This is a genomic window from Verrucomicrobia bacterium S94, from assembly GCA_004299845.1.
Classification (GTDB): Bacteria; Verrucomicrobiota; Kiritimatiellia; order Kiritimatiellales; family Pontiellaceae; genus Pontiella.
In genome coordinates this window covers 4,073,434-4,100,037 of the sequence record CP036201.1, presented here as the reverse complement: position 1 = coordinate 4,100,037, position 26,604 = coordinate 4,073,434, and the positions used below count along the sequence as shown (strand labels likewise).

The 26,604-nt window shown below is 53.0% G+C and carries 20 protein-coding genes; 11 read left to right on the top strand and 9 right to left on the bottom strand.

Annotation, left to right across the window (positions count from 1 at the left end):
• Window positions 1–91 precede the first annotated feature (91 nt).
• The 6 genes from EGM51_18030 to EGM51_18005 all read left to right on the top strand — a co-directional run bounded on the left by EGM51_18030 (window position 92) and on the right by EGM51_18005 (window position 9,472).
• Window positions 92–1,585, top strand: coding sequence for a hypothetical protein (locus EGM51_18030; GenBank protein ID QBG49203.1), 1,494 nt, complete (start codon window positions 92–94; stop codon window positions 1,583–1,585).
• A complete protein-coding gene (cobA, locus tag EGM51_18025) occupies window positions 1,488–3,650 on the top strand; it encodes a uroporphyrinogen-III C-methyltransferase (protein QBG49202.1) in 2,163 nt (720 codons plus the stop codon). The genes EGM51_18030 and cobA overlap by 98 nt, the downstream gene beginning before the upstream one ends.
• Window positions 3,651–3,709: 59 nt before the next feature.
• A complete protein-coding gene (locus tag EGM51_18020) occupies window positions 3,710–4,954 on the top strand; it encodes a Zn-dependent exopeptidase M28 (protein QBG49201.1) in 1,245 nt (414 codons plus the stop codon).
• 101 nt (window positions 4,955–5,055) lie between these two features.
• On the top strand, window positions 5,056–6,057 hold the full coding sequence (locus EGM51_18015) for a Zn-dependent exopeptidase M28 (protein QBG49200.1): 1,002 nt from the start codon (window positions 5,056–5,058) through the stop codon (window positions 6,055–6,057).
• A 118-nt stretch (window positions 6,058–6,175) separates the two neighbouring features.
• Window positions 6,176–7,339 (top strand): Zn-dependent exopeptidase M28, encoded by a 1,164-nt coding sequence (locus tag EGM51_18010; GenBank protein QBG49199.1) that lies wholly within the window; start codon window positions 6,176–6,178, stop codon window positions 7,337–7,339.
• A gap of 126 nt (window positions 7,340–7,465) precedes the next feature.
• Window positions 7,466–9,472: a hypothetical protein gene (locus tag EGM51_18005; GenBank protein ID QBG49198.1), complete on the top strand. Its 2,007-nt coding sequence runs from the start codon at window positions 7,466–7,468 to the stop codon at window positions 9,470–9,472.
• Here EGM51_18005 and EGM51_18000 read toward each other — a convergent pair.
• The 4 genes from EGM51_18000 to EGM51_17985 all read right to left on the bottom strand — a co-directional run bounded on the left by EGM51_18000 (window position 9,469) and on the right by EGM51_17985 (window position 16,610).
• A complete protein-coding gene (locus EGM51_18000; protein ID QBG49197.1) occupies window positions 9,469–11,655 on the bottom strand; it encodes a hypothetical protein in 2,187 nt (728 codons plus the stop codon). The genes EGM51_18005 and EGM51_18000 overlap by 4 nt on opposite strands.
• Window positions 11,656–11,737: 82 nt before the next feature.
• Window positions 11,738–12,073, bottom strand: a complete 336-nt coding sequence (locus EGM51_17995; GenBank protein ID QBG49196.1) for a hypothetical protein — start codon at window positions 12,071–12,073, stop codon at window positions 11,738–11,740.
• A gap of 78 nt (window positions 12,074–12,151) precedes the next feature.
• On the bottom strand, window positions 12,152–13,753 hold the full coding sequence (locus tag EGM51_17990; GenBank protein QBG49195.1) for a hypothetical protein: 1,602 nt from the start codon (window positions 13,751–13,753) through the stop codon (window positions 12,152–12,154).
• A 454-nt stretch (window positions 13,754–14,207) separates the two neighbouring features.
• Window positions 14,208–16,610 (bottom strand): phenylalanine--tRNA ligase subunit beta, encoded by a 2,403-nt coding sequence (locus EGM51_17985; protein QBG49194.1) that lies wholly within the window; start codon window positions 16,608–16,610, stop codon window positions 14,208–14,210.
• 178 nt (window positions 16,611–16,788) lie between these two features.
• Here EGM51_17985 and EGM51_17980 point away from each other — a divergent pair, with 178 nt between their 5' ends.
• Complete coding sequence (locus tag EGM51_17980) at window positions 16,789–17,352, top strand: polyisoprenoid-binding protein (protein QBG49193.1); 564 nt, start codon at window positions 16,789–16,791, stop codon at window positions 17,350–17,352.
• A gap of 156 nt (window positions 17,353–17,508) precedes the next feature.
• Window positions 17,509–18,213, top strand: a complete 705-nt coding sequence (locus EGM51_17975; protein ID QBG49192.1) for a DUF1223 domain-containing protein — start codon at window positions 17,509–17,511, stop codon at window positions 18,211–18,213.
• 320 nt (window positions 18,214–18,533) lie between these two features.
• On the opposite strand, the gene EGM51_17970 is transcribed toward EGM51_17975, so the two are convergent.
• Window positions 18,534–19,136, bottom strand: coding sequence for a 30S ribosomal protein S4 (locus EGM51_17970; protein ID QBG49191.1), 603 nt, complete (start codon window positions 19,134–19,136; stop codon window positions 18,534–18,536).
• Between the two features lie 281 nt (window positions 19,137–19,417).
• Here EGM51_17970 and EGM51_17965 point away from each other — a divergent pair, with 281 nt between their 5' ends.
• Genes EGM51_17965 through EGM51_17955 form a run of 3 tightly spaced genes read left to right on the top strand, consistent with a single transcriptional unit; the run spans window position 19,418 to window position 21,398 of the window.
• Window positions 19,418–20,239 (top strand): MFS transporter, encoded by an 822-nt coding sequence (locus tag EGM51_17965; protein ID QBG49190.1) that lies wholly within the window; start codon window positions 19,418–19,420, stop codon window positions 20,237–20,239.
• Window positions 20,032–20,766 (top strand): MFS transporter, encoded by a 735-nt coding sequence (locus tag EGM51_17960; GenBank protein ID QBG49189.1) that lies wholly within the window; start codon window positions 20,032–20,034, stop codon window positions 20,764–20,766. Before EGM51_17965 ends, EGM51_17960 begins: the two co-directional genes overlap by 208 nt.
• A 59-nt stretch (window positions 20,767–20,825) precedes the next feature.
• On the top strand, window positions 20,826–21,398 hold the full coding sequence (locus tag EGM51_17955; GenBank protein ID QBG49188.1) for a hypothetical protein: 573 nt from the start codon (window positions 20,826–20,828) through the stop codon (window positions 21,396–21,398).
• Window positions 21,399–22,065: 667 nt separating this feature from the next.
• Here the strand turns inward: EGM51_17955 and EGM51_17950 are convergent.
• From EGM51_17950 to EGM51_17935, 4 genes are read right to left on the bottom strand one after another with little or no spacing between them, the layout of a single operon-like run.
• A complete protein-coding gene (locus tag EGM51_17950) occupies window positions 22,066–23,793 on the bottom strand; it encodes a hypothetical protein (protein QBG49187.1) in 1,728 nt (575 codons plus the stop codon).
• A 23-nt stretch (window positions 23,794–23,816) separates the two neighbouring features.
• Window positions 23,817–24,200: a hypothetical protein gene (locus EGM51_17945; GenBank protein ID QBG49186.1), complete on the bottom strand. Its 384-nt coding sequence runs from the start codon at window positions 24,198–24,200 to the stop codon at window positions 23,817–23,819.
• A 58-nt stretch (window positions 24,201–24,258) separates the two neighbouring features.
• Window positions 24,259–25,980 (bottom strand): hypothetical protein, encoded by a 1,722-nt coding sequence (locus tag EGM51_17940; protein QBG49185.1) that lies wholly within the window; start codon window positions 25,978–25,980, stop codon window positions 24,259–24,261.
• Window positions 25,977–26,603, bottom strand: coding sequence for a hypothetical protein (locus EGM51_17935; GenBank protein QBG49184.1), 627 nt, complete (start codon window positions 26,601–26,603; stop codon window positions 25,977–25,979). The genes EGM51_17940 and EGM51_17935 overlap by 4 nt, the downstream gene beginning before the upstream one ends.
• Window position 26,604 lies beyond the last annotated feature (1 nt).

Below are 26,604 nucleotides of genomic sequence, written 5' to 3'. Positions count from 1 at the left end.
GACACCGCCTCGCCTATCTTTTCGCCTTTTTACGGAAAACAGATCGCCAAATAATTCGCGCTTTGTTCTACTGAATTTCACATAGCGAACCATGAATAAAGATCAATCTCACAACGGCATTCACATCAATCTGTTCCTCAAAGGCCGCCCCTGCCTGGTGGTCGGCGGCGGAAAGGTTGCATTTCGCAAAATTCTGCTGCTGCTCGATACCGGGCCCGAACTCACAGTAGTCAGCCCGGAAATCAACGACGAAATCGAAGAACTCGTTCTGACAGGACAAATCAAACATATCGCCCGCCGTTTCGAGGACGACGACGTGATCGGTAACACCATCGTCTATGCCGCCACCAACAGCCGCGGCGTCAACCGCACCGTACTCGAAGCCGCCCGCAGACACCATGTACTCTGCTGCTGTGTCGACGGAAACTGGTCGAAAGGCGATTTCACCACTCCGGCCATCACCCGTCATGATAAACTGATGGTATCCGTCTCTTCCGGCGGCAACAACTGCCGTCAGTCAAAGATGGTGAAAAACAGCCTGTCGCGTCACCTCAAAATGATGGATGCCGCACATCTGGTAGTCGTCGGCACCGACCACAACCATCTGAATGTCGAAGAGCGCGAACCGTTCCACCTGACCGGACCGCGCTTTGAACGGGCCGGGTTTATGATCATGCAGCTTTGGGGCATTCATGAATTCATGATGCTCAACACCTGCAACCGCGTGGAGATTATTGCAGCCGTTTCCACCGAAACCATGGAAAACGGCATTCTCCGCCATATCATGGGCTTCACCAATCTCAAGGAAGATAAGTTCTACATCAAAAACGGCTGGGAAGCCTTCGAACACCTGTGCCTGGTCACCGGCGGCATGCTTTCGCAAACGCCGGGGGAAAACCACATCACTTCACAGATGAAAGATGCATTGGAACTGGCCAAACAGCGCGGCTGGGCCGGAAATATGATGCAGGAATGGATATCCTCCTCCCTCTATGTTTCCAAAAGTATCAAAAACGAAGTGGCTCCACTGCTCCACAACTATGAAATCGAAGACCTCGCCATTAAATATCTCGAGGCACACGGCAAAAACCTCAGCGAATCCACAGTCATGATGCTTGGCGCCGGCATGATCGGCAAAGGCCTTGTAATCGACAGTCTTCCGGAGGTTGGAAAAATTATCTGGTGTTATCACATCAACAAACCCCATGTTCCGGAAACACTGGCCGACAAAATTGAACTCTGTTCGTTCAACAACATGAAAAACCGCATCACCGATGCCGACATCATTGTCAGTGCCACCGATGCACCCGGCCATATTCTCCACATGGCCCACGCCCCCTTCTTCAACCAGGAACGCCCCGTCATTGTCATCGACCTTGGAATGCCGCGTAACATCGATCCGGAACTCGACGACCTCTCCTCCGATGTCACGGTCGTCGACCTCGACGGGCTGAAATACTGGTACCGCCGCGAGCTCACCGATATGGATGAGATTCTCGCCCGCAGCAAAAAAATCGCCAAGGCAAACCGAAATCTCTATGACAAAATCGCAAACAGTTTTAAAAGCGGGAACGCGCCCGAGTAATCTCGCACTCACTCAGACGCGCGGCGCTCTCAACCGCATCGAAGCTATGCTGGAAAGCGTTGCCTTTGAGATGGTACCGATCACCTCCGCCGGCGATGCCGACCGCACCACCGATCTGCGCAAGGCCGCAGACGATTTCTTCACCCGCGAACTTGATGATGCTCTGCGCAGCGGAAAGATCGATATGGCGGTACACAGCGCTAAAGATCTTCCCGCGCCGCTGCCGGCCGATCTCGACTGGTTCTGGCTCCCGTGGCGGGCCGAGCCGCGCGATGTACTGGTGCTTGCTCCCGGAAAAACCGCAGACGATCTTCCGGAAAAACCGGTTATCGGCGTCAGTTCCGAACGACGGGAGGAATACTGCCGAACCCGCTTTCCGAATGCCGTACAGAAAACCATCCGCGGCAATATTGAAGAACGTATCGCCCAGGTTGATTGCGGCGACTACGACATCGTCATTATGGCCGGCGCGGCGCTGGTCCGTCTCGGACTCCAAGAGCGGATCACCGAATGGATCCCGCTCGAAGAACTCAACGTGCCCGAAGCTCAGGGCTATCTCGCCATCACCTTCCGCAAAGGCGACGAACGCATCATGGCTCTGCGATCCCTGTTTATGCATGCCGTCACCTTTGCCGGCGCCGGTGTCAGCAATAAAGAACTCTGCACCCTCGCCACCCTGCGCGCCCTGAAAACCGCCGATATCTGTCTCTACGATTCCCTCATCGACAAATCGCTGCTGGACGAACTGCCCTGCGACGCCCGGGCAATTGATGTCGGAAAACGCTGCGGGGCACACAGCAAAGAACAGCACGAAACCACCCGGCTGATCTGCGAATGCGCTCGAAAAAGTAAGCGCGTGGTGCGCCTCAAAGGCGGCGACCCCGGCATATTCGGCCGCCTCGCCGAAGAAACGGAAGCGCTGGAGGAACTCAATATTCCTTTCCGTGTCATCCCCGGCATCAGCGCGCTGCAGGCCGCCACCACCGGCACCGGCATGCTGCTGACCCGCCGCGATGTCTCCCGCGGTTTTGTCGCCCTCACGCCGCGCCTCAGCGGCGGCGGACTGGCGCGGTGCGACGGAAAAATGAAAGACAGACTCCCCGTAATCTACTACATGTCGGTCCGCGCCATGGACAAAATTGCTCAGCAGATGATCGACGACGGGCACGACCCCGAAACCCCTGCAGCAGTGATTTACAACGCCGGCGGAGAAGATGAACAGATTTTTAAAACCTCGCTGAAATCGCTGCCCGGCCATGCCCGGAAACACTGTATCCGTCAGCCGGGCCTCATCATGATCGGCGAAACCACCCGCTACGGTTATAAGGAAGATCTCGGCGCCCTGCAGGGTAAACGGATCCTGCTCACCTGCTCCGAAGCCATTCAGCAGAAAGCGGCCGATCTCGTACACGACCTCGGCGGACATCCGGTGCAGCATCCGCTGATTCGCCTGAAACCGCGCCGCAACTACACCCTCGATTTTACAAATACAGATTGGCTCGTTGTGACCTCCCCCTCGTCGGTCCGCGCCTTCATGAAACTGGTCCATGACCAGAAAATCGACTACCGCTCCATTCCTAAAATCATGGTCTGCGGTCGCGGCACCGCTGCTGAATTTGCGGAATACGGCATTCAGGTGGACGCTCAACCCGAAGGTAATTTCAGTGCGGAAGCTCTGAAAATACTCGCCAAAGAACAGATTAAACCCGGTGAAAAAATCCTGCGAGTCCGCTCCGACAAAGCCGGTCCGGACCTTGCTGAAAGCCTCCGCGCTCTGAACGCCGAAGTGGAGGACGCCATTATCTACGACAACGAGCAGATTACCCACGAAGAACTGCCCCCGTTTGATGCCGCCTTTTTCGCCAGCGCCTCCGGCGTGGAGTCATTTATCGTTCAGTGGGGCGTCCAGGCTCTGGAAAACAAAACCAGTGTCGTTATCGGAAAACCGACGGCCCAGGCGATGAAACGTTATCATCTCACCCCGGATGTAATAGCCACAGAATCAACCATTCCCGGGGCCATTCAGTCGCTGGCCCAGCATTTTATCAGCCGCCGAATGGCTTAATGCGATCATTCTGCCTTTTGTCTCTTTACTAATTTCAGCACTGCCTGTAGAGCTTCCCCATGCCGCCGAAGCGTATATTCCATTTTTCCGCTTTTCTGCTGAGTATAACGCTGCAGGCACAGGCGATTACCGCATCCGACATTGTAGATACGGTGACAACGGCAGGATATTCCAATCATCTGGCCCATCTTTACACCCACATCGGTGAAAGCCGCGGATTCACGGACGGGCCCAGCCCCCGCATTCCGGCCTATCAACACGATCTCGCCCGGGACTATATGATTTCGAATTTTACCGCCTGGGGTTACGACACCTGGCTCGACCCGTTCGAATTTGATGTCAATTTCAGCTACGACAATGATTCAAACTCCTATCATTATGCCGGGTGCAACAATGTCGTTGCCACAAAACGGGGATACGGAGGAACCAATATCTACCTGATCATCGCGCACTATGATTCCGTCGACAGCGGGCACCGGAATGTCATCCTCGGTCCCGGTGCTGATGACGGAGCCAGCGGCGTCGCCGCCCTCCTCGAAATTGCGGAGGCGATAAAGGATTATATTTTTAAAGACACCATCGTGTTTCTCGCCTGCGATGCCGAGGAGAAGGATTATCAGGGCTCCATCCACTTCCGGGACCATCATATCTCCGACAAGCCCTCCGAAACCAACTCCACCACCTTTCTGAAATCCTCCATCCGGGCGGTCGTGAATCTCGACTCCATTGCCTATGATCACACCAACACGCCCTACAATGTTGCAGTGGGCCGGGTTGCCGGTTCCAGCCAGGCCGCATTTGCAGTTGGTGCTTCCATTGAAAAATACACCGACCTCTCGGTGGAATATTCAAGCGGATTTGATGAAAGTGATCATATTTCCTTTTACAACATCGGCCTCGATGCTGTTCATGTGATCGAATATGATTTCGTTAATTACTGGGGCGAAACCAACTTCGTTAAAAATCCGTACTATCACACCGACTACGACGCCATCGATTCGCCGGATTATCTGAATCTCAACTACGCCGCCGATGTCACCAAAGGCATTGCCGGTGCCGTCTGCGACTATGCCACACCGATTTTTCCCGCCACACTGAATCAAAGCATTTCCAATAACACCCTTTCCATCAGGTGGTTCACCAGTCCTGATATTGAATACGAACTGTACGGAACCACAGACCTGACCGCCAATGCCTGGAACCTGATCACCCAAATCGATGCCACCAACGATGTCGTTGACCAAACCGTCCAACTCGACCTCAATACCGTTACCGGGAATGTGTTCCGCGTGCTGAGCCGCTGAAATCTCCACCCACCGATAGGTACGCAAAACCTTAACCGCCCGGTCTTGTTTTCATCTCTTGCATCTTTACTAAATCCGAACCCGTGTGTAGTACCGTTTTCATGTTCTGGAAACGTACACTGCTGAGCCTTGGACTTTTCGGATGCACGGGTCTGGCCTGCCTCGGTATATCTATTTCCGATATCGTGGGTGAAGTCTCCGAAGGGAGCTATTCAAATTTTCACGTGAATCTGTTTGTTGAAGAGGGCGACAGCCGCGGATTCACCGATGGTCCCTCCCCCCGCACCCCCCTCCCTCAGCATGATCTGGCGCGCGATTATATTTTCAACACATTTCAGGCCATGGGCTTCGAAACCTATCTTGCCCCGTTCACTTTCAATTACAGCGGCCATTCCTATTCCGGATGCAACAATATCATCGCCATCAAACGCGGCACCAGCGGCTTCATCCACATCATCGGAGCCCACTACGACAGTGTAGACAGCGGGCAATCCGACGTAACCGGTGTCTGTCCCGGCGCCGATGACAATGCCAGCGGCGTGGCGGGCATCCTGGAAACCGCCCGGGCGATCCAGCACTACACCTTTCGGGATACCATCATGCTGATTGCTTTCGATGGAGAGGAAAAGGGCTTTTTCGGCTCGAAGCACTTTGTGAATAACTGGACCACCACACAGACCGGACAGACCAATGCCACCCGATTCCTGCGCGCAAACATCAAAGGAATGATCAGTGTCGATATGATCGGCTACGACGATCCCGCCACAGCGTATAATGTCATTCTCGGCACTGTGAACTATGATAAAAACTCACCCCTGGTCACCTCGCTCGAATCCGCCGGCGGCAGCTACACAGGCCTCGACACCTCTTACAGCTACCAATGGACGGAAAGTGACCACAAACCCTTTGACGATGCGGGCATCGAATCCATTCTGGTCATCGAAGGTGATTATTATGATTACCGGAACGATCCGCCTCAGTACCAGAACCCCTATTACCACACCCCGACGACAACATTGATCAGCCGAACTATATCTCCTATGCGTATGCAACTGATGTCACCCGGATACTCGTCGGTTATCTGGTCGATCAGGCCGTGGTGATTCCCCCGGCCACACTGCGGCAGACTTTTTCCGGAAGCACCGTATCGCTCAACTGGGAAAGCAGCCCCGGCATTGCTTACCATGTTTACGGCAGCACCAACCTGACCGTTTCCAATGGATGGAAGGTATTAACCACCGTTCCCTCCACTCCGACCATCACCACCCACTCGGTTTCCTTCGATCTCAACGCCTATCCAAACCGGGTTTTCAAAGTCACCAGCCAACCGGAGTGAGACCCTTGAAAAAAATTCTGCTCAAACATGCCCTTCCGCTTCTCCCGCTGCTACTGACAGCATGCACCAGTCCGCGGCAACAGATCCCGGAACTGCCGAATGCGGTTTCCTCCGAACAAATAACCTGCTTTCATCGGAATCTTTATACCGCAGACGGCAACAGTCGCGGATTCGCCCATACGGATTCTGTCCGTTATCCCGCCTACCAGCATGACTCCGCCCGCGACTACCTGCTTTCAACCTTCCGTGAAATGGGATATAAAGCCTCTCTTGATCCGTTCCACTTCACCCGCTTCAATGCCGTCTACACCAACTGCGCCAACGTCGTCGCCATTAAAGTCGGCAGCCCGGGCTACAGGATTCACATTATCGGCGCCCACTATGATACTGTGGATGCGGCTCACGAATCGGTAACACGCTGTCCCGGCGCAGATGATAACGGGAGCGGAGTCGCCGCCATGCTTGAAACCGCTCGCGTGATTCAGCACGCTCAATTCCGGGATACCATCGTTTTTGTCGCATTCGATGCCGAAGAAAAAGGCTCCTACGGCCCGGGACAAAAGGGATCGCCCGGCGCTCTGCACTTCCTGAAAACATACACTACAGATGATCCGTCAACTACAGCTGACAACTGCTTCCTGCGTTCAGCTATTGCCGGTATGATCAGTATCGATACGATCGGCTACGATAACGCCGGCACACCGCCCTATGTGGTCATTGGAAGAAAAAACTTCCGGCGTTCGTCCACCGGAAAACACCTCGAAAACGCCATCGAAACCAGCACCGGTCTGATTCCCCGCCAGGCTTTTGGATATAATCAGAGTGATCATATGCCGTTTCAACATGCCGGGATCGATGCCGTTCATCTGGTTGAATACGATTTCCGGAAATACTGGCCCGAAGACGAAGGAACCTTCATTGAAAACCCGTATTACCATACCGATGCCGATTCCATCGACTCTCCGGACTACATCTCCTACGCCTACATCACCGAAATCACCAAAGCCCTCACCGCTTATCTCTGTGAACAGGCCCTGCTGATTCAATAACAGCGCCCTGAAAGTCCCGAATACATGATCGCTGTAAGTACCGCTTCCTGCAAATACAAAAAACAATCCGGATAAATTCCTCTAAACGGCATTTGTTCCGCGCGCCTCTTCCTATACGATGCGCCAATGATTTCGATCGATCCAGTTCCGACGCCGCAGGCGGCCAAACTGACCGACCGCTTTTTTGAGCCGGGCGGTCTGCTGGAACAGCATTGCACCGAAGGCCGTATTCACTTTGAACTCCGCCCTCAGCAGCAGAAAATGGCCCGGGCCATCGCCGACGCCGGTGGTTTCGGACACCACCTTGCCGTGGAAGCCGGCACCGGCGTCGGAAAAAGTTTCGCCTATCTGGTACCGCAGATTCTCACCGCACTCGAACACGAAACCCGCTGTGTAATCGCCACCTATACCATCACTCTCCAGGAACAGCTGATGCACAAAGACATCCCCTTTGTGAAACAGGTGCTCGGACGCGACTTCAAAGCCGTAATGGTCAAGGGGCGCTCCAATTACCTGTGTCTGCTCCGGCTCCAGCGCGCCCGACGGACCAGCGGCGACCTTTTTGATGCCACACGCGAATCCCAGCTCGATAAAATCCATGCGCTTGCCCAGGCCCGCAAGCTCGGCGACGGCTCCTATCAGGAACTCGAAGAACAGCCCGATCATGAAGTCTGGGGTACCATCTGCGCCGAAACCGGAAACTGTACAGGCAAACGCTGCCCCTTTTACAAAGACTGCTATTACATCAACGCCCGCCAGCAGATGCTCGATGCCCAGGTACTGGTCGTCAATCACTCCCTGTTTTTTTCCGAGCTCGCCCTGCGGGCCGAGGGCGCGGCCATGCTGCCGCCTTACGGATATGTGGTTTTCGATGAAGCCCATCAGATGGAACAGGTGGCCTCTTCGCATCTCGGCATCCGACTCTCACTCTATCAGATTGAATACTGGCTCAACCGCATTCACAGTGAAAAACGTCGCGGTATTTTATCCGTACTTAAAGACGGCAAAGGCACCTTCATGGCCGATCAGGTGCGCACATCCGCAGAACAGTTTTTTGAAGCCGTAAAAAATCATTTTAAGCTCGGCCCGCAAAAACCGCAACAGCGCGTGTTTGAACCGCCGCCGATTGAAACCGACCTGCCGCTGAAAATCTCCAATCTCTGCATGCACCTCAAAACCGTCACCCAGACGACCGACAACGAGGATCTTCAGGCCGAGATTAAATCGCTCCGCAACCGGGGTCTTGAACTGCGCGACACCGTTGAATCGTTTCTGAAACAATCCCTGCAGGGGCACGTCTACTGGACCGAAATCCAGGGACGCCGCCGTTTACCGGTACTCTATTCCGCTCCGGTCGATGTCGGCCCCATCCTGCGCGAAATGCTGTTCGAGGAAATTCCTTGCGTCGTCATGACGAGTGCCACGCTGGCTGTCGGGAACAGTCTCGCATATTTCCGGCAGCGTATTGGCGCCCAGGAATGTGAAGAACTCCGGGTGGGATCGCCGTTCGACTATTCCCGCCAGATGCAGATTCAGATTCCCGTCAATATGCCGCCTCCGGCCGCACCCGATTTTGAAGACAAAGCGGCCGAAGCCATTAAATATTTTGTAGACGAAAGCCGCGGCCGCGCCTTTGTCCTTTTTACAAATGCCCGCTTTATGCGGAAAGTGGCCGATGAACTGCGCTTCTGTTTTGAAGAAAACGGCTATGAATTTCTTGTTCAGGGCACCGGCATGCCCCCGAAACGCATGCTTGAAAAATTCAGGAATCATGAAGCCGCTGTGCTGTTCGGCCTCGACCGCTTCTGGATGGGCGTGGATGTACAGGGCGAGGCACTCAGCAATGTCATTATTACGCGTCTGCCCTTTGCTGTTCCCGACCATCCGCTGATCGAGGCCCGGTTTGAAGCGATTGAATCGCGCGGCGGAAATCCGTTTAAAGAATATTCTCTTCCCGAAGCCGTACTGAAATTCCGCCAGGGCGTCGGACGCCTTATCCGCAGCGGCAACGACTACGGCACCGTCACCATCCTCGATTCCAGAGTCTGGAAACAGTGGTACGGCCGGCTCTTTCTGGAATCGATCGAAGAATGCCCCGTGGAACAGGTTGAAATTCCGATCTCTGGACATTAATCATCCAGCCGGACATCAATCCGGTAGAGCGCCGCATCGCCGATTCGCTCAACGGTATCGGTATAGCTGTTGACCGGCCAGCGGATTTCCCCGGAGATCAGCTCAAACGGAACATACCGTAGATGATACGTCCAGTATACCCGGTAAACCCGCCCCGGCAGTGCATCCCACTCGATCACTACCGGATTTTCATTCATGGCCGGCAGCGAATAAACCGAAACAATTGAAAAGGTCGAAGCCGGATCGGTCGGATCCGTTCCCGCGATATATTCCTCCAGATTATTCAATCCGTCACCATCGGAATCATCCGAGATATCGCCCCCGGTAAACGTCTCGAAAAAACGGTTTTCCCAGACATCGGGCAGGCCGTCCTGATCTGCATCCGAAACCGCCCCGCTCGTGATGAGCGAATAATATTGTTCCCCATCCTGCAGCTCACCGTCGTGCGAAACCTCGATGGTATAGGTTCCCGTTGCAGGGAATCCGACGATCACCTGTTCCACATTATCAACGTGATTCTTCCCGTCGGTTTCCGGCAGAGCTTCGGGATCCGCATAACTGAGGCGGAACGGATAATGAACGGTTCCGTCCGGCGCAATGATTTTCAGATCCAGATCATTCACCAGCATCGACGTCCGGTCATCCAGCGCATCGGAATACCCGCCCGGCGGATCCGTCCAGCAGAGCGTCACTTTGAGCGGTGCGGAACCGTCAGAAAAAACACAGAATGCACCAGTCTCCCCGGAACTGAGCCGTTCCTCTTTAATGGCAATCCGGTTTCCGGCAAAAAGATCGTCTATCTGCTCCGCTGCACGCCGGGCATTCATAAGCCCCCACCCGAACTGATAATCCGGTCCAGGGCGCCCCAGATCATCGGCCGTGTGAATAATCAGTGCCTTGAGTGTACTCGCCCGCATCGCCTGCCCCGGAAAAAGGTCATCGTAATAATCAACCAGCAGCGCCGCCGACCCCGATGCATTCGGGCAGGCCATACTGGTTCCGCTACGGACGGCATACGCATTTGTTGAAGTTGAATTGCATGAAAACAGCTCCATCCCGTTTGCCACAATATCCGGTTTAATGCGCCCGTCGTCCGCCGGCCCCCAGCTGGAGAATACTGCAGGAGCAGCCTGGTTCAGATTCCGCTCCCCGTCAGCGACAGCATCGTACACGGCACCGACCGTCATAATATTCTTGGCATTTCCATAGTATGGAATCGTGTCATAGCCGCCCTTAACGTCTCCATCGCCCGGCACATGAATCGAAGTATCATAAATTACATTGGTCCAGGTTTCGCCGTCATCAAGCGTATAATAAACCCGGTCCCCGTCCTGCGGATTATCATTCCGCTCATTTCCGGCCGCTTTGAAAATGAGGTGATACGGCGCATCGTACACGATTTCATCCCAGTAGCGGACCCAGTATCCGTATTGGCCGAAATAGGGATCGCCCTCTATGCCCTCAATATCGCCCCACCAATGCCAGCCCGACTGGTGTGTATAGGGATTGGTCCAGTAATACGACAACCAGCCCGACGAAATGCCATAGGAATGATTGGAAATATAAATCCGATTGGTTTCACCCGGTTCCGCCGCCGCATTTAAAATCATTTCCGCAGTATTTGAGTCCCAGTCGTAGGAAAGAAGTTCCACTGCCGGAGCCATCCCTTCCGCCTGCGCTTTCACGCCCGTCGCCGCAATGGTCCCGCCGACATGCGAAGCATGGTAATGCGCCGCCACGGCATCACCGGCGACTACCCGTCCGGCCAGTTCCTGATGATTGGTCAGCACGAGTCCTCCGTCCCAAACGCCGACTCGAACCCCCGCTCCGCTCACTCTCAGTTCGTTACGCACCCGATCGGCAGTGGTGGAAACCGCCGCATTTTCATTCTGCGTGGTAAAAATCAAGGGCCGTCCGTTCCGCACTGCCATGATTTCAGAAACCCCGGTACCGTCATCATGCCGCAGTTCAAGCCCCCGACGCTCCGCCCAGACTTTGGCAACCGCCCGGCTCTGCACCGCCTGTTGCCTCATTTCATCCGCACGCACCATCCGCCGGACCGGCTGTTCCGAAAATGTGCGGTGTGTCTGCGCCGCTGAGGAAACGGCTAGCAAAAGGCCGAGAACGGCTTCGATTTCCAATATCCGGAAACCGTTCGATTGTCTGGAGCTGCCGATTTTCATACCGTATTCGAGATTACAGCCGAATAGACAAAGGGTTGAGGCAGACCGCTCAATTCGCAAATCCGCAAAAATAGTGCGGATTTTATTCGAATGGACTCAACACCGCCTCATCAAACGGCAGGAAACTCAGTGCATCCGCCTCAAACAGCATATCGTCCGAACGCTCTTCCAAGGACGGCATCGACAGAAGCGGATGCATTACAGCTTTGGGCCGGCCGGAAAAATGGACCTCTGTCGGCGTATAAATCCGCTTCTTTTCAATTACCGGTGTTTTCAGCGATTGAAAACCCGCCATCGGCTTTTCGCAGATTATAATATCGAGCGGAGGAAACGCTCCCCACGGAGAGGGCTTCAACATCCGGAACCCGGCGGCCGAAGCCGCAACGGCACCCAACAGAATTATATACGCAACTTTCATGACTGGTGGTGCATATTCCAATCCCTGGAAACGCACTCAATAAAGTAGCGTTTTTTATGCCGAAAGTAAAGAAAAACGCTAATCGGCCAACCGAACTTCCACCTGATAAAATACCGGCGAAGTCACACGTTCCACCAGATCCGTAAAACTGTCAGCCGGATACGGCAGATCCCCGGAAAGGGTTTCATTTTCCGCAAACGGATCATACAGCAGATCATGGGACCGTTTCACATTGTAGATGCGCCCCTCCACAGCATCCCAGGTAATTACAAACGGCGCACCTCCGTTAGGGCCCGCCTCCTGCGTTGTAATCGCAAAAACCGACGCCGGATCCGTCGGATCAAAACCCGAAATATATTCCGTCAGATTATCCGCTCCGTCACCATCGGAATCCTGCGAAGCCAGCGCGCCGGTCGTACTGCCGAAATACTGCATTTCCCAGAAATCCGGAATACTGTCGGTATCCGAATCGCTCGGGATGCCACTGATCAGCAACGAATAATTCTGTGATTCACCGGGAAGTAAACCATCAAAATCCACCGTGACCGCATAAGAACCCGCATCCGGAAACTCAATATAGACCTGCTCAACATTATCCACATTGTTCTCGCCCTGCGAGGCATTGTTTTCCGGGATATCCCGGTTTAATTTATACGGGTAAGTTGTTCCATTGGCCCCTTTGACCCTGAGATCCAGATCATGAACCAGATCGGGAAGAGTATCATAATTTTCATTAGCCGCCGGATCCGTCCAGCACAGGGTGACCTTCAAGGCTTCAGCTCCTGTGGAATAAATGGAATAGGTATCGGATGGATTCGCTTCAGATAAAGTACCTTCCTGCATCCGAAGTACATTTCCCAAAGCAACATCATGAATCAGATCCGCAGCAGCTTTTGTATTCATCAGCCCCCAGCCAAACTTATAATCCGGACCGGGATTTCCCAGATCATCGGCGGTATGAATAATCAGCCCTTTGAGGGTACTGGCCCGCATAGCCCCCCCTGAAAACAATTCTTTATAGAGCTCCACCAGAAGGGCCGCCGAACCGCTGGCATTGGGCGTAGCCATACTTGTTCCGGACCACCCCCATTGCAAATAGCCTGTGTCAGATGCAGAAGAGGTTGATTTCAGTTCATAGCCATTTGCAACAATATCCGGCTTAATGCGGCCGTCATCCACCGGTCCCCAACTACTGAAGTCTGTCATGGCCGCATTCGCGATCTCCCGAGCCTCTCCGGAAACGGCATCTTCTACCGCCCCTACGGTCATTACATTTTTGGCCACCCCGTAATAGGCAATGGTGTCATATCCCGTAACAGACAAATCCTGATCATTTCCTGCCGCAACAAAGGGCAGATAATATTCATTACCGTAAACAAGCCCATCGAGATCATCCACATCAGTCATGTACGCTCCGAAATAGCCTTCCGGTTCCAACAGTCCATAGGAATGATTGGAAACATAAATTTTTGTAGACTGCCCCGGCGCATTTGCCGCAATACTGGACATTTCATACAAATCCGACTCCCAACCATAACTGTAAATGGTTGCGGCCGGAGCCATTCCTTTCGCATCCGTATCCTGACCAGATGCCCGAGCGTTCCTCCCACATGCGTGGCATGATAGTTTATCTCCGTGGACTCCGAATCCGTGTCCTTCGTGATAACACGGGAACCAAATTCAATATGACTTGCACGAACCCATCCCCCGTCCCAGATGCCGATGATGATGCCATCGCCGTCCAATCCGTAACCCGGAGATACCTGCTGAACCAGATCCGTTGCCGAGGAAATGGCCGCTTTTTTATTCAATGTCGTCAGATATAGAGGTTCTCCATTGAAAATGGCTCTAAGCTGAATCACCTGATGCCCTTGCTTATATCGGACAGGAAGCCCCTTTTGCGCAGCCCAGCGTTGAATCTCCTTGCGCCGGCTTTCCGTTTTTCGCTCCAGCTTGTTCCTGAACTGCTCTTTTCGAACAGAATCCCGGGCAAAACGGGAGGGAACCTGAGCACCCGCCAAGGATGCACTCATAAAAAAAAACAATAGAATCCAAGTTGAGAATTTAAATGCCATGTTCCTATTATTACCTTTATCAAAATAGAAACACGACAAGAAAAGAAATAAACACCCCTCTAAGAATCCCTCAAACTTGCCCCAAGCTGTTTACAGAGGAAATCGGTCAGTTTCTGATGAACTTTGTTCACTTTTTTATCGGTCAGCGTCTGTTTCGCGGAGCGATAGACAAAGTTATAGGCCAGGCTCTTTTTACCTTTTTCAATCCCTTTGCCTTTATAGATATCAAACAGAACAAACGATTCCAGATCCTTCGGGTTTGCCTTGCCGATCAGTTTTACAATCTCTTCGTGTGTAACCGCTTCATCGAGCACCAGCGCAATATCGCGGCTCATGGACGGGAACGGTGCAAGTTCCTCCGTTTTACGGATTTTAAATGCATTTTTCAGCAGGGCTTCCAGCTCAATTTCAGCGGCCGCAACCGGCCCGGAAAGACGCCATTCATCACGCGCTTTTTTATTTACCAACCCCATTTTACCGGCAACTTCGCCGTTGATCATCACCGCGACTGATTTACCGGTTTCAAATTCCGGAAAATCCTGAACACCGAATGACACTTCTAGATGCTGAGCCGCCAAAAGCTGTTCGATAAGTCCTTTCATCCAGACGTACATCTCTTCGTCCTTAACGGCCGCCTGTTTGTTCAGCAGACTGCGGCCGACGGGGCCCATCATGCCCAGCGAAACCGTTTCGGTCTGAACCGGAACGCCCTCAACACGTTTAAAGGTGCGGCCCAGTTCATAAAAACACGCTTCGTTCACCTGACGAGAAAGGTTGCGGCCCAGACTTTCCACCAGTTGCGGAATCAGCGAAGTGCGCATGACCGACTGATCCATCGAAATCGGATGCGGCAGCTCCTCGCGCTCGCCTTTATTATCCGGATCGAACAGGTCCAGCAGCGGCGTACTCACCAGCGTGTAGTTCATGATTTCGCTGACGCCCAGCCCCTGCAGGTTATTCCGAAGTCCGGCAACGGCACGGACGCGCGAATCGTCCGCTTCCGGAACCACTTTAGCCAAAGGCGTTTTCGCCGGAATATTATCGACGCCGTGAATCCGGGCAATTTCCTCCACCAGATCCACTTCACGCTCCAGATCCAACCGGAAGCCCGGCACCACAGCCACTGCGGTTTCGCCGTTATCCTCTTCTAATCCGATTTCCAGAGTCTGGAAAATGCCGCGCATCTTATCAATAGGAATATCGGCCCCGATCATGTTTTCGATGCGCTTGAAACTGAACGGAATTTTTATCATTTCCTTCGACCGCGGATAAACATCCACAACACCGGAACAGAGTTTCGCTCCGGCCAGTTCACACATCAGCGCCGCCGCCCGACGGCTGGCCAACTCAACGGAATCCGTATTCACGCCACGCTGAAAACGGTAGGAGGCATCGGTAATCAGCCCCAGCTGCTTGGCAGTATGACGAACCGATGCGGTATCAAATGCCGCCGCCTCAAGCAGAATGGTCGTCGTTGCCTCGGTAATTTCAGAATCTTCGCCCCCCATTACCCCGGCGACAGCCGAAGCTTTTTCGGCATCAGCGATTACCAGCATATTTTCGGTCAGTTCGCGCTCCTGACCATCCAGCGTTTTCATCGTTTCGCCGGCATGGGCCGTGCGTACAACAATCTGTTTCCCGGCTACCGTGGCCGCATCAAATGCGTGCAGCGGATGCCCGGTTTCAAGCATTACATAATTGGTGATGTCGACCACGTTACTGATCGGGCGGATGCCGGCGGCTTCGAGGCGTTCCTGCATCCAGGTCGGCGACGGGCCGATTTTCGCACCTTTCAGAATACGTGCGGTATAACGCGGACATTTGGCTTCATCTTCAATACGAACGCTAATCTCTTCGTTGACATCATTTTCGGTTTCGGAAATTTCGAAGTCCGGCTGTTTCAATTCCGTGCCGTAAAGAGCGGCCATTTCACGCGCCACACCGATCATAGACAGCCAATCCGGCCGGTTCGGAGTCACTTCAAGCTCAATCACCGTTTCCGGTTCTCCCCAAACCTCTACAAACGGCGTCCCCGGCTTGAGGTCGGAATCCAGCACCAGTAGACCGGAATGATCTTCACCCAGACCGAGCTCATCCCTGGCGCAGAGCATCCCCATGGAAATCACGCCGCGGATTTTCGCCTTTTTCAGGGTGAAACCGCCGGGCAGCGTGGTACCGACCGGTGCAAAGGGATATTTACCACCGACTTCCACATTCGGAGCCCCGCAGACCACCTGCATATTTTCATCGGCCCCGTAATCGACCGTACAGAGCCGCAGCTTATCGGCATCCGGATGCGGCTCGATATTCAGAATTTCACCGACCACCACGCCTTCGAAATCGGAGCCGATGGTTTCAATGGCCTCCACTTCCAGCCCTGCAAAGGTAAGCCTGTCCGACAAACCTTCAACGGTATCTTCAAAATCCACATATTCTTTCAGCCAACTGACCGGTACTTTCATAAAACTGCTCCGATTGGAAAAAATGAGCGGAATTTATAGCCTTTGCTCCGTACCGGCTCAAGTCATTCGTGCCACCGTCTCTCAAAACTATGCACACTAAAATCTAACGGAATGCAGAAATGATGGTCGTATAAACCAGTGTAATAGATTCTAAGAACTTAACCTTAAGGAGAAAACCATGAAAACATATCTGATTCTGACGGCCGCAGCAGCAACTCTCGCGCTGAGTACGCATGCAGAAATATTTTCCCTGGATACAGGCCACGCTGAAATCGGATTTTCGGTCAAACATATGATGGTAAGCAATACTAAGGGCACCTTCAATACGTTCGAAGGCACCGTGGATTTTGATCTGGAATCCAATACGCTCAAGGCGATTGAAGGAACGATTCAGGCGGCCAGTATCGATACCAACAACGAAAAACGGGACAATCATCTGCGGGCAGAGGATTTTTTCAACGTGGAAAAATACCCGACCATCACCTTCAAAAGTACAACCGTAAAAAAACAGGACGCCTCAAACTATGAAGTGACCGGCATCCTCAACATCCTCGGCCAAGACCACACCGTTGTGCTGCCGGTAACCGTTAACGGACCGGTGGATGATCCGCACGGAAACAAGCGCATGGGCATCGAGTCCGAAACCGTCCTCAACCGCCGTGATCTCGGCATCACCAATTCACCGGCGGCGGTTATCGGCGACGATGTGAAAATCAGCCTTTCCATGGAAGCCACCCGGTAACGTCCTCTGACCGACCGTCTCTGAAAAACAATAAAACCGCTTTGAAAAAGGCGGTTTTATTGTTTTCAAGACATCCTTATCCATTTGGTTCACAGTCATATTCATTTTGAACATTCCGGCGAAAGACCGTTCAAAGACAGGAACCCCGGAGTACGCATGAAACCGTTGTTTTTGATCATTCCCCTATTAAGCGTCATCACCACTACCACTGCGGAACACATTTTCCAGAGCCCGAAACACCGGGTAAGCCTGATCGAACTGTATACCTCGGAAGGCTGCTGCAGCTGCCCGCCTGCTGAAGAGAAACTGAACCGTTTTGCCGACCATAAAGGACTCTGGACCGACTTTGTTCCGGTGGCCTTTCACGTCGACTACTGGAATTACCTCGGCTGGAACGACCGCTTTTCCAGACCGGAGTTCACCGACCGCCAGCGCAACTATTCCAAACAGTGGAACGACCGAACGGTTTACACCCCCTGCTTTGTGACCAACGGCAAGGCCACACGCCATCCGGTCCCGAAAGCCGGAAAACCAAACCCCGGAATGCTTAAAGCCGAATTAACCGGAAGAATACTCTCGATTACTTTTGAACCGACACAGAAACACAGCGGGCTCACAGCCTGGGCGGCACCGCTCAGCGACAGACAGACTACAAAGGTCCGATCCGGTGAAAACCGAGGCCGTACCCTCGAACACTTTTTTGTGGCACTCGGTCTCAATCAGACCGCCATGTCCCGGACCAATGATCTCTGGACCGCCGAACTGAGGCTCAACAACACAGCCTCCGCCCTCGCCGTCTGGGTTTCCGGCGACGGGACCCTTGACCCCATCCAGGCCACCGGCGGCTGGCTGGCGGAATAAGAACAGTGCGATTCGCCTACTACCAAACGTTAAAACTATCCGGTATAAATCTGATCCCGCGCAGAGGCGCCGAGGACGCAGAGAAATTCAGTCATAAACGGCTCCGCGCGGGAATAACACTGTCGTTAAGACCGGAATGTTGTAGTAAATGGTATAATTCGCCTCTCACACTGCGCACCCGATAAAACTGCGGCTCCTCTCCTGCCAATACCTGATCGGGGCATTCCCAACGCATACTCCCGGAAACCGACCAGACACTGTAAACAAAAAAAACCGCCCCGATGAAGGAGCGGCTTTTTCCAATCCCAGAAAGAGATTGACTATCGGGCATAGAATTCCACGACCAGCGAGATTTCGCAGGTCACTGGAACTTCTTCCATAGCAGGCAGACGATTCAATTCTGCAGTGAGCTCTTTATCGTTGGCCGTAACATATTCGGGCGTCTTGGCAACCTGCTGCGCCAGAACAAAAGCATCCAGATCTTTGGACTTCTCACGAACGGTGACTTTGTCGCCGATACGCAGGTTGTAGGACGGAATATTCACTTTTTTACCGTTCACCCGGAAATGCGCATGGGAAACCATCTGACGAGCCTGATAGATGGAACGAGCCATACCGGCACGCAGAACCACCGCATCCAGACGGCATTCAAGCATCTGCAGCATCACTTCACCGGTGTTGCCCGGTTTGCGGGCGGCTTTTTCGTAGTACGAACGCAACTGCTTTTCGCTCAGATTGTACTGATAACGCAGGCGCTGTTTTTCCGTCAGCTGGCGTCCGTAGTCGGACTGTTTACCACGACGACGGTTCGGGCCGTGCTGTCCCGGAGGATTCGGGCGGCGTTCGAGATACCGTTCAGATTTCGGTGACAACGCAATACCGAGACGGCGCGCTTTCTTGATTTTCGGTCCTGTATATTTCATGCTTAATCTTCCTTTCGTCTCCCGATGCATCCCTGCAAATTAAGCCGGTTTTTCCGGCCGCCCTTCGGAGTTTTAGAATCCGGGCGCTCGCCCCGCACCGTGCGGTATTTGTTCTTTCGGCGAAGATCCTTCGGTCAGGATTCCGTTTTACGGGAAAACAGGCGGCATTTATACAGGATCGCAATGCCGGGTCAACCCCGTTCAGCCCAAAATTGCAGACCGTTTCAGTCACGCTGACTCATCAACCACACACACGTTCCGTCCCGCAATTTTTCCAGCCAATGGAAGGTTTCCTTTCCTCCGGCAGGCGCCTATCCTTCCCCCCCATGAAAAAAACGTTTGACCAAATTCCCTTCAACCCCGCGCGCTGCCCGTTTTTCTATGGCTGGGCCATTCTTTTCTGGGGTATCATCGGCATCATCCTCAGTGTTCCCGGACAGACCACCGGCGTGTCGGCCTTCATCGAACCTTTAATTCATGATCTGGGAATCGGTCGTTTTCAACTGACCATCGCCTACGGCATCGGAACCTTTGCCAGCTCATTTCTCATCACTCCGTCCGGAAAACTGTTCGACCGTATCGGCGCGCGCTGGATGGGCTTCGGTTCCTGCATGATCCTCGGCCTCGTCCTGCTCGCCCTTAGTCAGACCGCACGGCTGGCCCGGATTGCGGAACCGCTCCTGCCCGGCCAGACCGGTCTGGTGGCTCTGCTTTCACTGCTGTTCTTTGCGCTGCGGCTCAGCGGCCAGGGTGTCCTGACGATGTCATCCCGAAATATGGTTATGAAATGGTTCGATCATCACCGCGGACTCGCCAGCGGCATCAGCGGCGCGGCAGTAGCCTTCAGCTTCTCGTATGCCCCCACCATCTTCAGCGGTATGATTAACGAACGCGGCTGGGCCGCCACCTGGCTGCTGCTCGGACTGCTGCTGATGCTTTTCTTTTCACCGCTGCTGCTCACTTTCTTCCGGGATTCCCCCGAACCGCTCGGCCTGATTCCCGATGGTCAAAAACAAACGTCCGGAGAACAGAGCGAATCCCCCGCCGCCAGTTCACACTCCCCGAAGCCCGGCGCACCCTGTCCTTCTGGGCCTTCACCCTGACCCTGTCGCTGCAGGCACTGGTCATCACCGCCAATACATTCCACGTTGAATCCATCTTTTCTCTGGCCGGAATGGACGGATCAAAGGGCTTTGCCATCTTTCCGCCGATCGCGTGCATTTCCATTGCCGTCACCCTGTTCGGCGGCTGGCTGAGCGACCGCATTGAACTGCGCTGGCTGCTTATGATCATGCTCGCCGCCATGGGCATTAACCTGTTCGGCTTTTTTCTGCTCACCCCCGGCTGGCCCATCGCCTGCCTCATTCTCGGCGGAGGCATCGCCAACGGCCTGTTCGGTATCCTGATGAGTGTCACCTGGCCGCGCTACTTCGGCCGCGAGCACCTCGGCGCCATCAGCGGACTCTGCATGACCTTTATGGTAATCGCCAGCGCTCTGGGCCCTGCCGTTTATGGCGGCGTTCTCCGGCTTAGCAGCCATTATGCTCCGGCCAATCTGGCCTGTTTTGCGGCAACGCTGGCCCTGCTCAGCATTGCGATCCAGGCAAAAAATCCGCAAAAGAAAGGGTGACGTATCCCGCGAACCCGCTATGCTTTTTCCAATTATTATCAACCATGAAAGGGAGTATCATGAAAAACTTAGGGATCGTTTTAATGGCCGCCGCATTTATCTGCAGCAGCGGCTTTCTGAAAAAAGGAGAAGACGGCAGCTATTCCGTGGATACTTCCGGCATTGAAAAAAAGGCGAATGAAGCCGCTGCTGCCGCATCTGCCAAAGCCGATGAAGTGACGAAACAGGCCGAAACCCTGTCGACCAAAGCCGTTGAAAAAATCAAAGAACAGGCCGCCAAACTGAGCGTCTCCAAAGAAGAGGTGCTCGCCGATCTGCAGAAACCGCTCAAAGATATTCAGGCCAAAGTGGCGACCATGGATCCTGCCAAACTCACCGCGTATCTCGGACAGTATTCTTCCGTATTCGCCGATACCCAGAGCAAAGTTACAGCATATTCCCAGCAGGTGAAAGACCTTAAATGGTATGAGAAATTCTCAACTAAAAGTAAAGAACTCAAAACCCAGCTGTCGGAATATTCCAATCAGTTCAGCGGACTGAAAGAAAAGGCCGGTGTCTACCTCGAAAAACTCAAAGGGTACGGCCTCGACCCGGCCGCTCTGGGTATTGATCTCTCCGCCTACGGTCTATAAGTTAAAATCAATACGCCAAAGGTGTTCCAATATCCGGAATGTCTCACACTGCTATAAAGCTCCGGCGATCACGCCGGAGCTTTATTACGAACGCAACCTATTGAAGCGCGAGCTGACAAACCCATCGCGGAACAAATCGCCACATCAACCTTTATGAGATTGAACAGCTCTATTGCAGAAACAAAACAGACTCCCGCCTCCCGGTCCGAGTCTGATAAGCAGGAGTAGCGCAACTCTCAACCTAATACCAAACGTTAAAACTATCCGGTATAAATTTGATTCCGCGCAGAGGCGCCGAGGACGCAGAGAAATTCAGTCATAAACGGCTCCGCGCACGCTGCGCCTCTGCGCGGAATAACGCTGTCGTTAAGACCGGAATGTTTTAGTAAATGGTATAATATGTTCAGATCCGGACAATTCATCGAATCCATTTCCCAAAGTCCGAAAAAAGATTAACCCCGCCTTTCCGGCGGGGTTCAACAATCTGAAAAGCCCCGGACAAAACAGGGGGCTCTTATAAGTTTCCAGCCATCGGGAAAGGCGGGAGGAATCCTTTTCCCGATGACTGGATGTTAGGGAGATTTTTCCGCGATCTCCGCAAACTGTCTACTGCATTTCCGGTTGTTTCACCTCCACCGGCAATAGCATATCAGTCCGGCTTTACGCCTTACTTTGCCGCATTCTTTTGCAGTTTCTTCATACGACGTTCAATACGCTTCGCTTCCTGAGCATCCATAACCTTCATCATATCATTCAGCTTTTCCTGCTCCTGGATTTCAAAGTATTCGCGCTCATGATCCCGCAGCTTACGGCTCTTTTCATCCAGAATAAGCTGACGACGAGCCAGTTCAGCGTCGCCCGGCATATCAATGCCATCCTGAAGCTGTTCGGTATTAGCCAGACCGACCGTAACAAAGATAACTGTTTCATCCTGGCCGGTAACGGTCTGCTTCCAGGAGAAAAGGCGTCCCAGCACCGGAATGCTTCCCAGCACCGGCACCTTGTGCTCCTCTTCGCTTTCGGTTATTTCCGTCAGACCGCCAATGGCGGCCGTCTGTCCACTGGCAAGATTAAAGACCGTATCAATCGTCTTTTCATCAATGATCGGATAGGTGTTATCGCCCGCCTCTTTATCCGCATATTTACGGGTAAGTGACGGCTGGATCTGTACCGTGATATTGCTGCTTGTATTAACCGAAGGAGTTACATCCAGCTTAATTCCGTATTCAAAAAACGGCATATCTTCATCCAGCGTATAAATCGTCGTAGCCGGCTGATCATTAAGCTGCTGCTCCCGTTCCTGTTTCAGGTTCGGTTCTTTCCGGACAATGGAAATATTCGCCAGCTCTTCATTGGCCACGATAATTTTCGGGTTGGATACAATATTCACTCCTTTATTCTGTTCCAAGGCACTGAGCGTCATCGCAAACTGATCAGCATCCAGAACACTGGTCAGAATCGTGTATTCGCCGTCCCCGGCAAAACTGGCCGAACCACCGGTAATATCATTCCACAGATTTTCCGATGAGGTTCCGTTTGCATTCTCATAGCCATAGGCCGCCGACCCCACGTCAATGCCGGCCCCATAGGATTCCAGAGAGGTCCAGTTAATCCCCAGATCCTTCTGCGCATCGTCAGTCAGCTCCATGAATTTGGATTCGATGTACACCTGCTGGCGCACTTTATCGATGGCTTCAAGTACCGCGCGGACTTCGCTCAGGCTGGATTCCGTGGATTTGATCACCATCATGTTGCGCGAGGCAAATTCAGAGATCTTTGCTTCCTTCGGCAACAGTTCACGAATCAGTTTGGCGGCATTCGGAACGGTTGCATATTCCAGCTGAAACGTTTCAACCACCTGAGGTTCCGGCGAGCCTGCAGGCCGACGACGCACGCTGTAGACATTGGAACCCGATACCCGCTGATAGAGTTCATAATTATAGGTATCGAGAATCGACTGCAGTGCCGGACGCCATTCTACATCTTTCAGGTTAACGGAAATCTGTGCAGCCTCGGTAAGCTCAGGAACAATAATATTTGCTCCCGACAGCTGGGCAAAAAGATTAATGGCTTCTTCAAGACCCACTTTATTAAGACGTACCGAAATCAGTTCACCTTCGCTCGACGCGTCTGCATCCATAATTTCGCCGACGCTCATGGCATCCATGACCTCATTCGTTTCACCCGCCTGAACCTCCATGAGATCGACATCGGGACCCTCTTCGACAATATCTACTTCGGCGACCTTCTGCATTTCCGCTGTATTTACTGTTTCAAGCATATTCAGCAGATCTTCGTCGGCCACTTTTTCCTGTTGCTGTGCGTAGGAAAAGGAACCGGCCATCACGGCAGCCGCCAACACACTCCCCATACCCATTGCTTTATAGTTTTTCATGTTCTTCACCTTCCTGTTTTAAATTACAGTGCTGATACTCTGCGTAGTCGAACCGAACCCGGCGGCCTGATACTTGCAACAGCCCAGGTATAGGTGGTTCCGTCATGCTCAACACTGAACGTATCCCCAGTACGTTTGAGCTCGCCATTAACAATGGCAAAGTACTGATCGTTCCTGCTGCTCACTCCGTTTATGGCAACTTTCTTCATTGCCCCGCTCCAATCCTTTTTCCCTGTCGGCACCTTTTTCACCGGTGCCTTCTGTTTTTCTGTTGCCTTGACCAATCGTTCCGGCACATAACCAACCGGCCAGAACGGATCCCGCTCAGATGCAGACAGCGAGACAGGAGCATCATTCGTGCCACTGATTGCTTTGGTTTGTGTAACTCCGATGGAAACCCCCATCATTATTATTCCGGTTATTGGAATAAATCTGCGGCCGAAAAGCTTCCATGGCCTGAATTCATTAACGACTTTCATTGATATCCCCCACAATGCCATCAAGGAATGAGCCCAGCGTTTTACTGGCTTTGGGCTTATCCTTCATTAAAAGATCTTCCAGAATCTTCGCACTTTTGCCACTGGACACATAAACAACGGGCAAATCGGCATCATCAGCCTCCGGCAGCTCAGTAACGACATTCTCCTGCTGAGCATCTTCTTCGCCCTCGACCGTTTCCGGCTGAACTGCAAGCTCGTTGACATAATTCTGTAAATCCTGAGCGCTGGAAACGGAAACAGGATCAACCGCAACCGGAACCTCTTCAGAATCCGCGGCACCATGCGAAGCCAACGAGGCCAGCAAAGAACCCATCTGATCATCAACTGCAGCTTTCTCTTTTGACTGCTCCCCTGCCTCACTGGATTCCGTCCGGTCTATTGAAGCCAGGAGATCAGCCATATCCTTTTCATCCTTTTCCGCTTCAGGTAATGAGACCGGTGCAGCAACTTCCTTCGGTGCCGGTTTCACCACTTCCGGTTCAACCTTTTCAGGCGCCGGTGCAGGTGCAGGCTTCGGTGCCGCCTGAGCAACAGCCGGTGCAGCAACTTCCTTCGGTGCCGGTTTCACCACTTCCGGTTCAACCTTTTCAGGCGCCGGTACAGGTGCAGGCTTCGGTGCCGCCCGAGCAACAGCCGGTGCAGCAACTTCCTTCGGTGCCGGTTTCACCACTTCCGGTTCAACCTTTTCAGGCGCCGGTGCAGGTGCAGGCTTCGGTGCCGCCCGAACAACAGCCGGTGCAGCAACTTCCTTCGGTGCCGGTTTCACCACTTCCGGTTCAACCTTTTCAGGCGCCGGTACAGGTGCAGGCTTCGGTGCCGCCTGAGCAACAGCCGGTGCAGCAACTTCCTTCGGTGCCGGTTTCACCACTTCCGGTTCAACCTTTTCAGGCACCGGTGCAGGTGCAGGCTTCGGTGCCGCCTGAGCAACAGCCGGTGCAGGCGGAGTATAATCCGGCTCAGGATTGGCAGCCACCGCACGTTCTGCTTTCGCTTCCGTTTGCTCAACAGTTTTAGCCGGAGAGTCCGGAGTCGGCTCAGGCCTGGGTGCCTGAGCAACATTCACCGCCGGAGTCGACTCCCGACGTCGATCTTTCCAGAGAGCAGCTATACGCTGCAGCCTGTGAGGCCATTGGACAGACAGCTGAACAGCATGCTTTTCCGGATCTCTGCCCCGACTGATATCAATACCGGTGAAGCGCACCAGTGGATGATTCTTTTCAATGTCACTGATGAAAGCTTTAGTTGCGGTATAGCTCCCTTGCGCGACGATACGCAGGGAATAGGTCTCAAAATAAACCGGATCTTTCATCTTTTCGACGGCTGAGGAGTCCATACCGACCTCATCAACCGATTCAATCAGCAGCCCGGCACTCCGCCCTCTGGAATAAATAATTTCTGTTGCCCAGGAATAATAGTTTTCTTCCGGCGGCAGATTTTCCAAATGGCTTTCCAATACCGTAATGGTCTGATCAAAATCACGAAGCGCTTTGGGGCGGTGCCCCAGTTCCCGCTCCGCTCTGTCAATCTTCGTGTTCAGCGCTTCAAGTTCTGATTTTGCGTCGGAGAGTGAACCACCCACTTTGGATATGCCGAAAAACAGACCATACCCCACTGCGGCGACTCCGAGCACACCCAGAAAAAGATACTGCTTCTGCTCCTTGGTCAGGTTAGAGAAATCGATATTCATTTAGAAACTCCCTCCCCGGCCGTTGCAATGAGACGGAATTCGTTCATGGCAGTGTTATCAGAATTGAGCTTATTCCGCATGGAAGCCAGTTTCAGCGAATCAAAGACCGATAATACCGGCTGACTGGCCTGCAGCTGACGCTGCAGCAGGAGGACCTGGCCCTCAGCCTGATCTCCAACCGCCACTCCATCTATAGTAAGGCTGTAATGCAGCTTGAGCTCATCCGCATCCTTGAATACCGAACCTTTCACATCTGAAAGAATCGACATCCGGGAAAACTGAATATTGGCGGGCACACAGCCCTGCACAGCATCCATAAGATTAACAATAGAAACCTGGGATTCCTCCCACCCTTCAAAAAGCCCCATAATTTTACCGGTAGTTTCCAAACCGGTTTTTTCTTTTCGGAAGGCCTCAACACGCGGCTCGAATGTTTGCCAGACCGCTCTGCTGGATGCCAGCTGCGACTGTATACTTGAATGCTGTGCAAACAGAGTCCCTGCAATGAGGGCGATGATCACCAACGGCGTTCCGATACCGACTAACAGAATAAAATTACGGCTGACAACGCCCTGATAACGCTGCTCGCTCTTTTTAATCAGATTTACACGTGGATAGTTCATT

Excerpts from the sequence above, each read along its gene's own strand:
- EGM51_17935 (QBG49184.1), bottom strand. The coding sequence starts at position 26,603 with ATGAACTATCCACGTGTAAATCTGATTAAAAAGAGCGAGCAGCGTTAT.
- EGM51_17975 (QBG49192.1), top strand. The coding sequence starts at position 17,509 with ATGAAACCGTTGTTTTTGATCATTCCCCTATTAAGCGTCATCACCACT.
- EGM51_17955 (QBG49188.1), top strand. The coding sequence starts at position 20,826 with ATGAAAAACTTAGGGATCGTTTTAATGGCCGCCGCATTTATCTGCAGC.
- EGM51_17950 (QBG49187.1), bottom strand. The coding sequence starts at position 23,793 with ATGAAAAACTATAAAGCAATGGGTATGGGGAGTGTGTTGGCGGCTGCC.
- EGM51_18005 (QBG49198.1), top strand. The coding sequence starts at position 7,466 with ATGATTTCGATCGATCCAGTTCCGACGCCGCAGGCGGCCAAACTGACC.
- EGM51_17995 (QBG49196.1), bottom strand. The coding sequence starts at position 12,073 with ATGAAAGTTGCGTATATAATTCTGTTGGGTGCCGTTGCGGCTTCGGCC.
- EGM51_18020 (QBG49201.1), top strand. The coding sequence starts at position 3,710 with ATGCCGCCGAAGCGTATATTCCATTTTTCCGCTTTTCTGCTGAGTATA.
- EGM51_18000 (QBG49197.1), bottom strand. The coding sequence starts at position 11,655 with ATGAAAATCGGCAGCTCCAGACAATCGAACGGTTTCCGGATATTGGAA.
- EGM51_18030 (QBG49203.1), top strand. The coding sequence starts at position 92 with ATGAATAAAGATCAATCTCACAACGGCATTCACATCAATCTGTTCCTC.
- EGM51_17970 (QBG49191.1), bottom strand. The coding sequence starts at position 19,136 with ATGAAATATACAGGACCGAAAATCAAGAAAGCGCGCCGTCTCGGTATT.
- EGM51_17945 (QBG49186.1), bottom strand. The coding sequence starts at position 24,200 with ATGATGGGGGTTTCCATCGGAGTTACACAAACCAAAGCAATCAGTGGC.
- EGM51_17965 (QBG49190.1), top strand. The coding sequence starts at position 19,418 with ATGGAAGGTTTCCTTTCCTCCGGCAGGCGCCTATCCTTCCCCCCCATG.
- EGM51_18010 (QBG49199.1), top strand. The coding sequence starts at position 6,176 with ATGGAAGGTATTAACCACCGTTCCCTCCACTCCGACCATCACCACCCA.
- EGM51_17985 (QBG49194.1), bottom strand. The coding sequence starts at position 16,610 with ATGAAAGTACCGGTCAGTTGGCTGAAAGAATATGTGGATTTTGAAGAT.
- EGM51_17940 (QBG49185.1), bottom strand. The coding sequence starts at position 25,980 with ATGAATATCGATTTCTCTAACCTGACCAAGGAGCAGAAGCAGTATCTT.
- cobA (QBG49202.1), top strand. The coding sequence starts at position 1,488 with ATGAGATTCTCGCCCGCAGCAAAAAAATCGCCAAGGCAAACCGAAATC.
- EGM51_18015 (QBG49200.1), top strand. The coding sequence starts at position 5,056 with ATGTTCTGGAAACGTACACTGCTGAGCCTTGGACTTTTCGGATGCACG.
- EGM51_17980 (QBG49193.1), top strand. The coding sequence starts at position 16,789 with ATGAAAACATATCTGATTCTGACGGCCGCAGCAGCAACTCTCGCGCTG.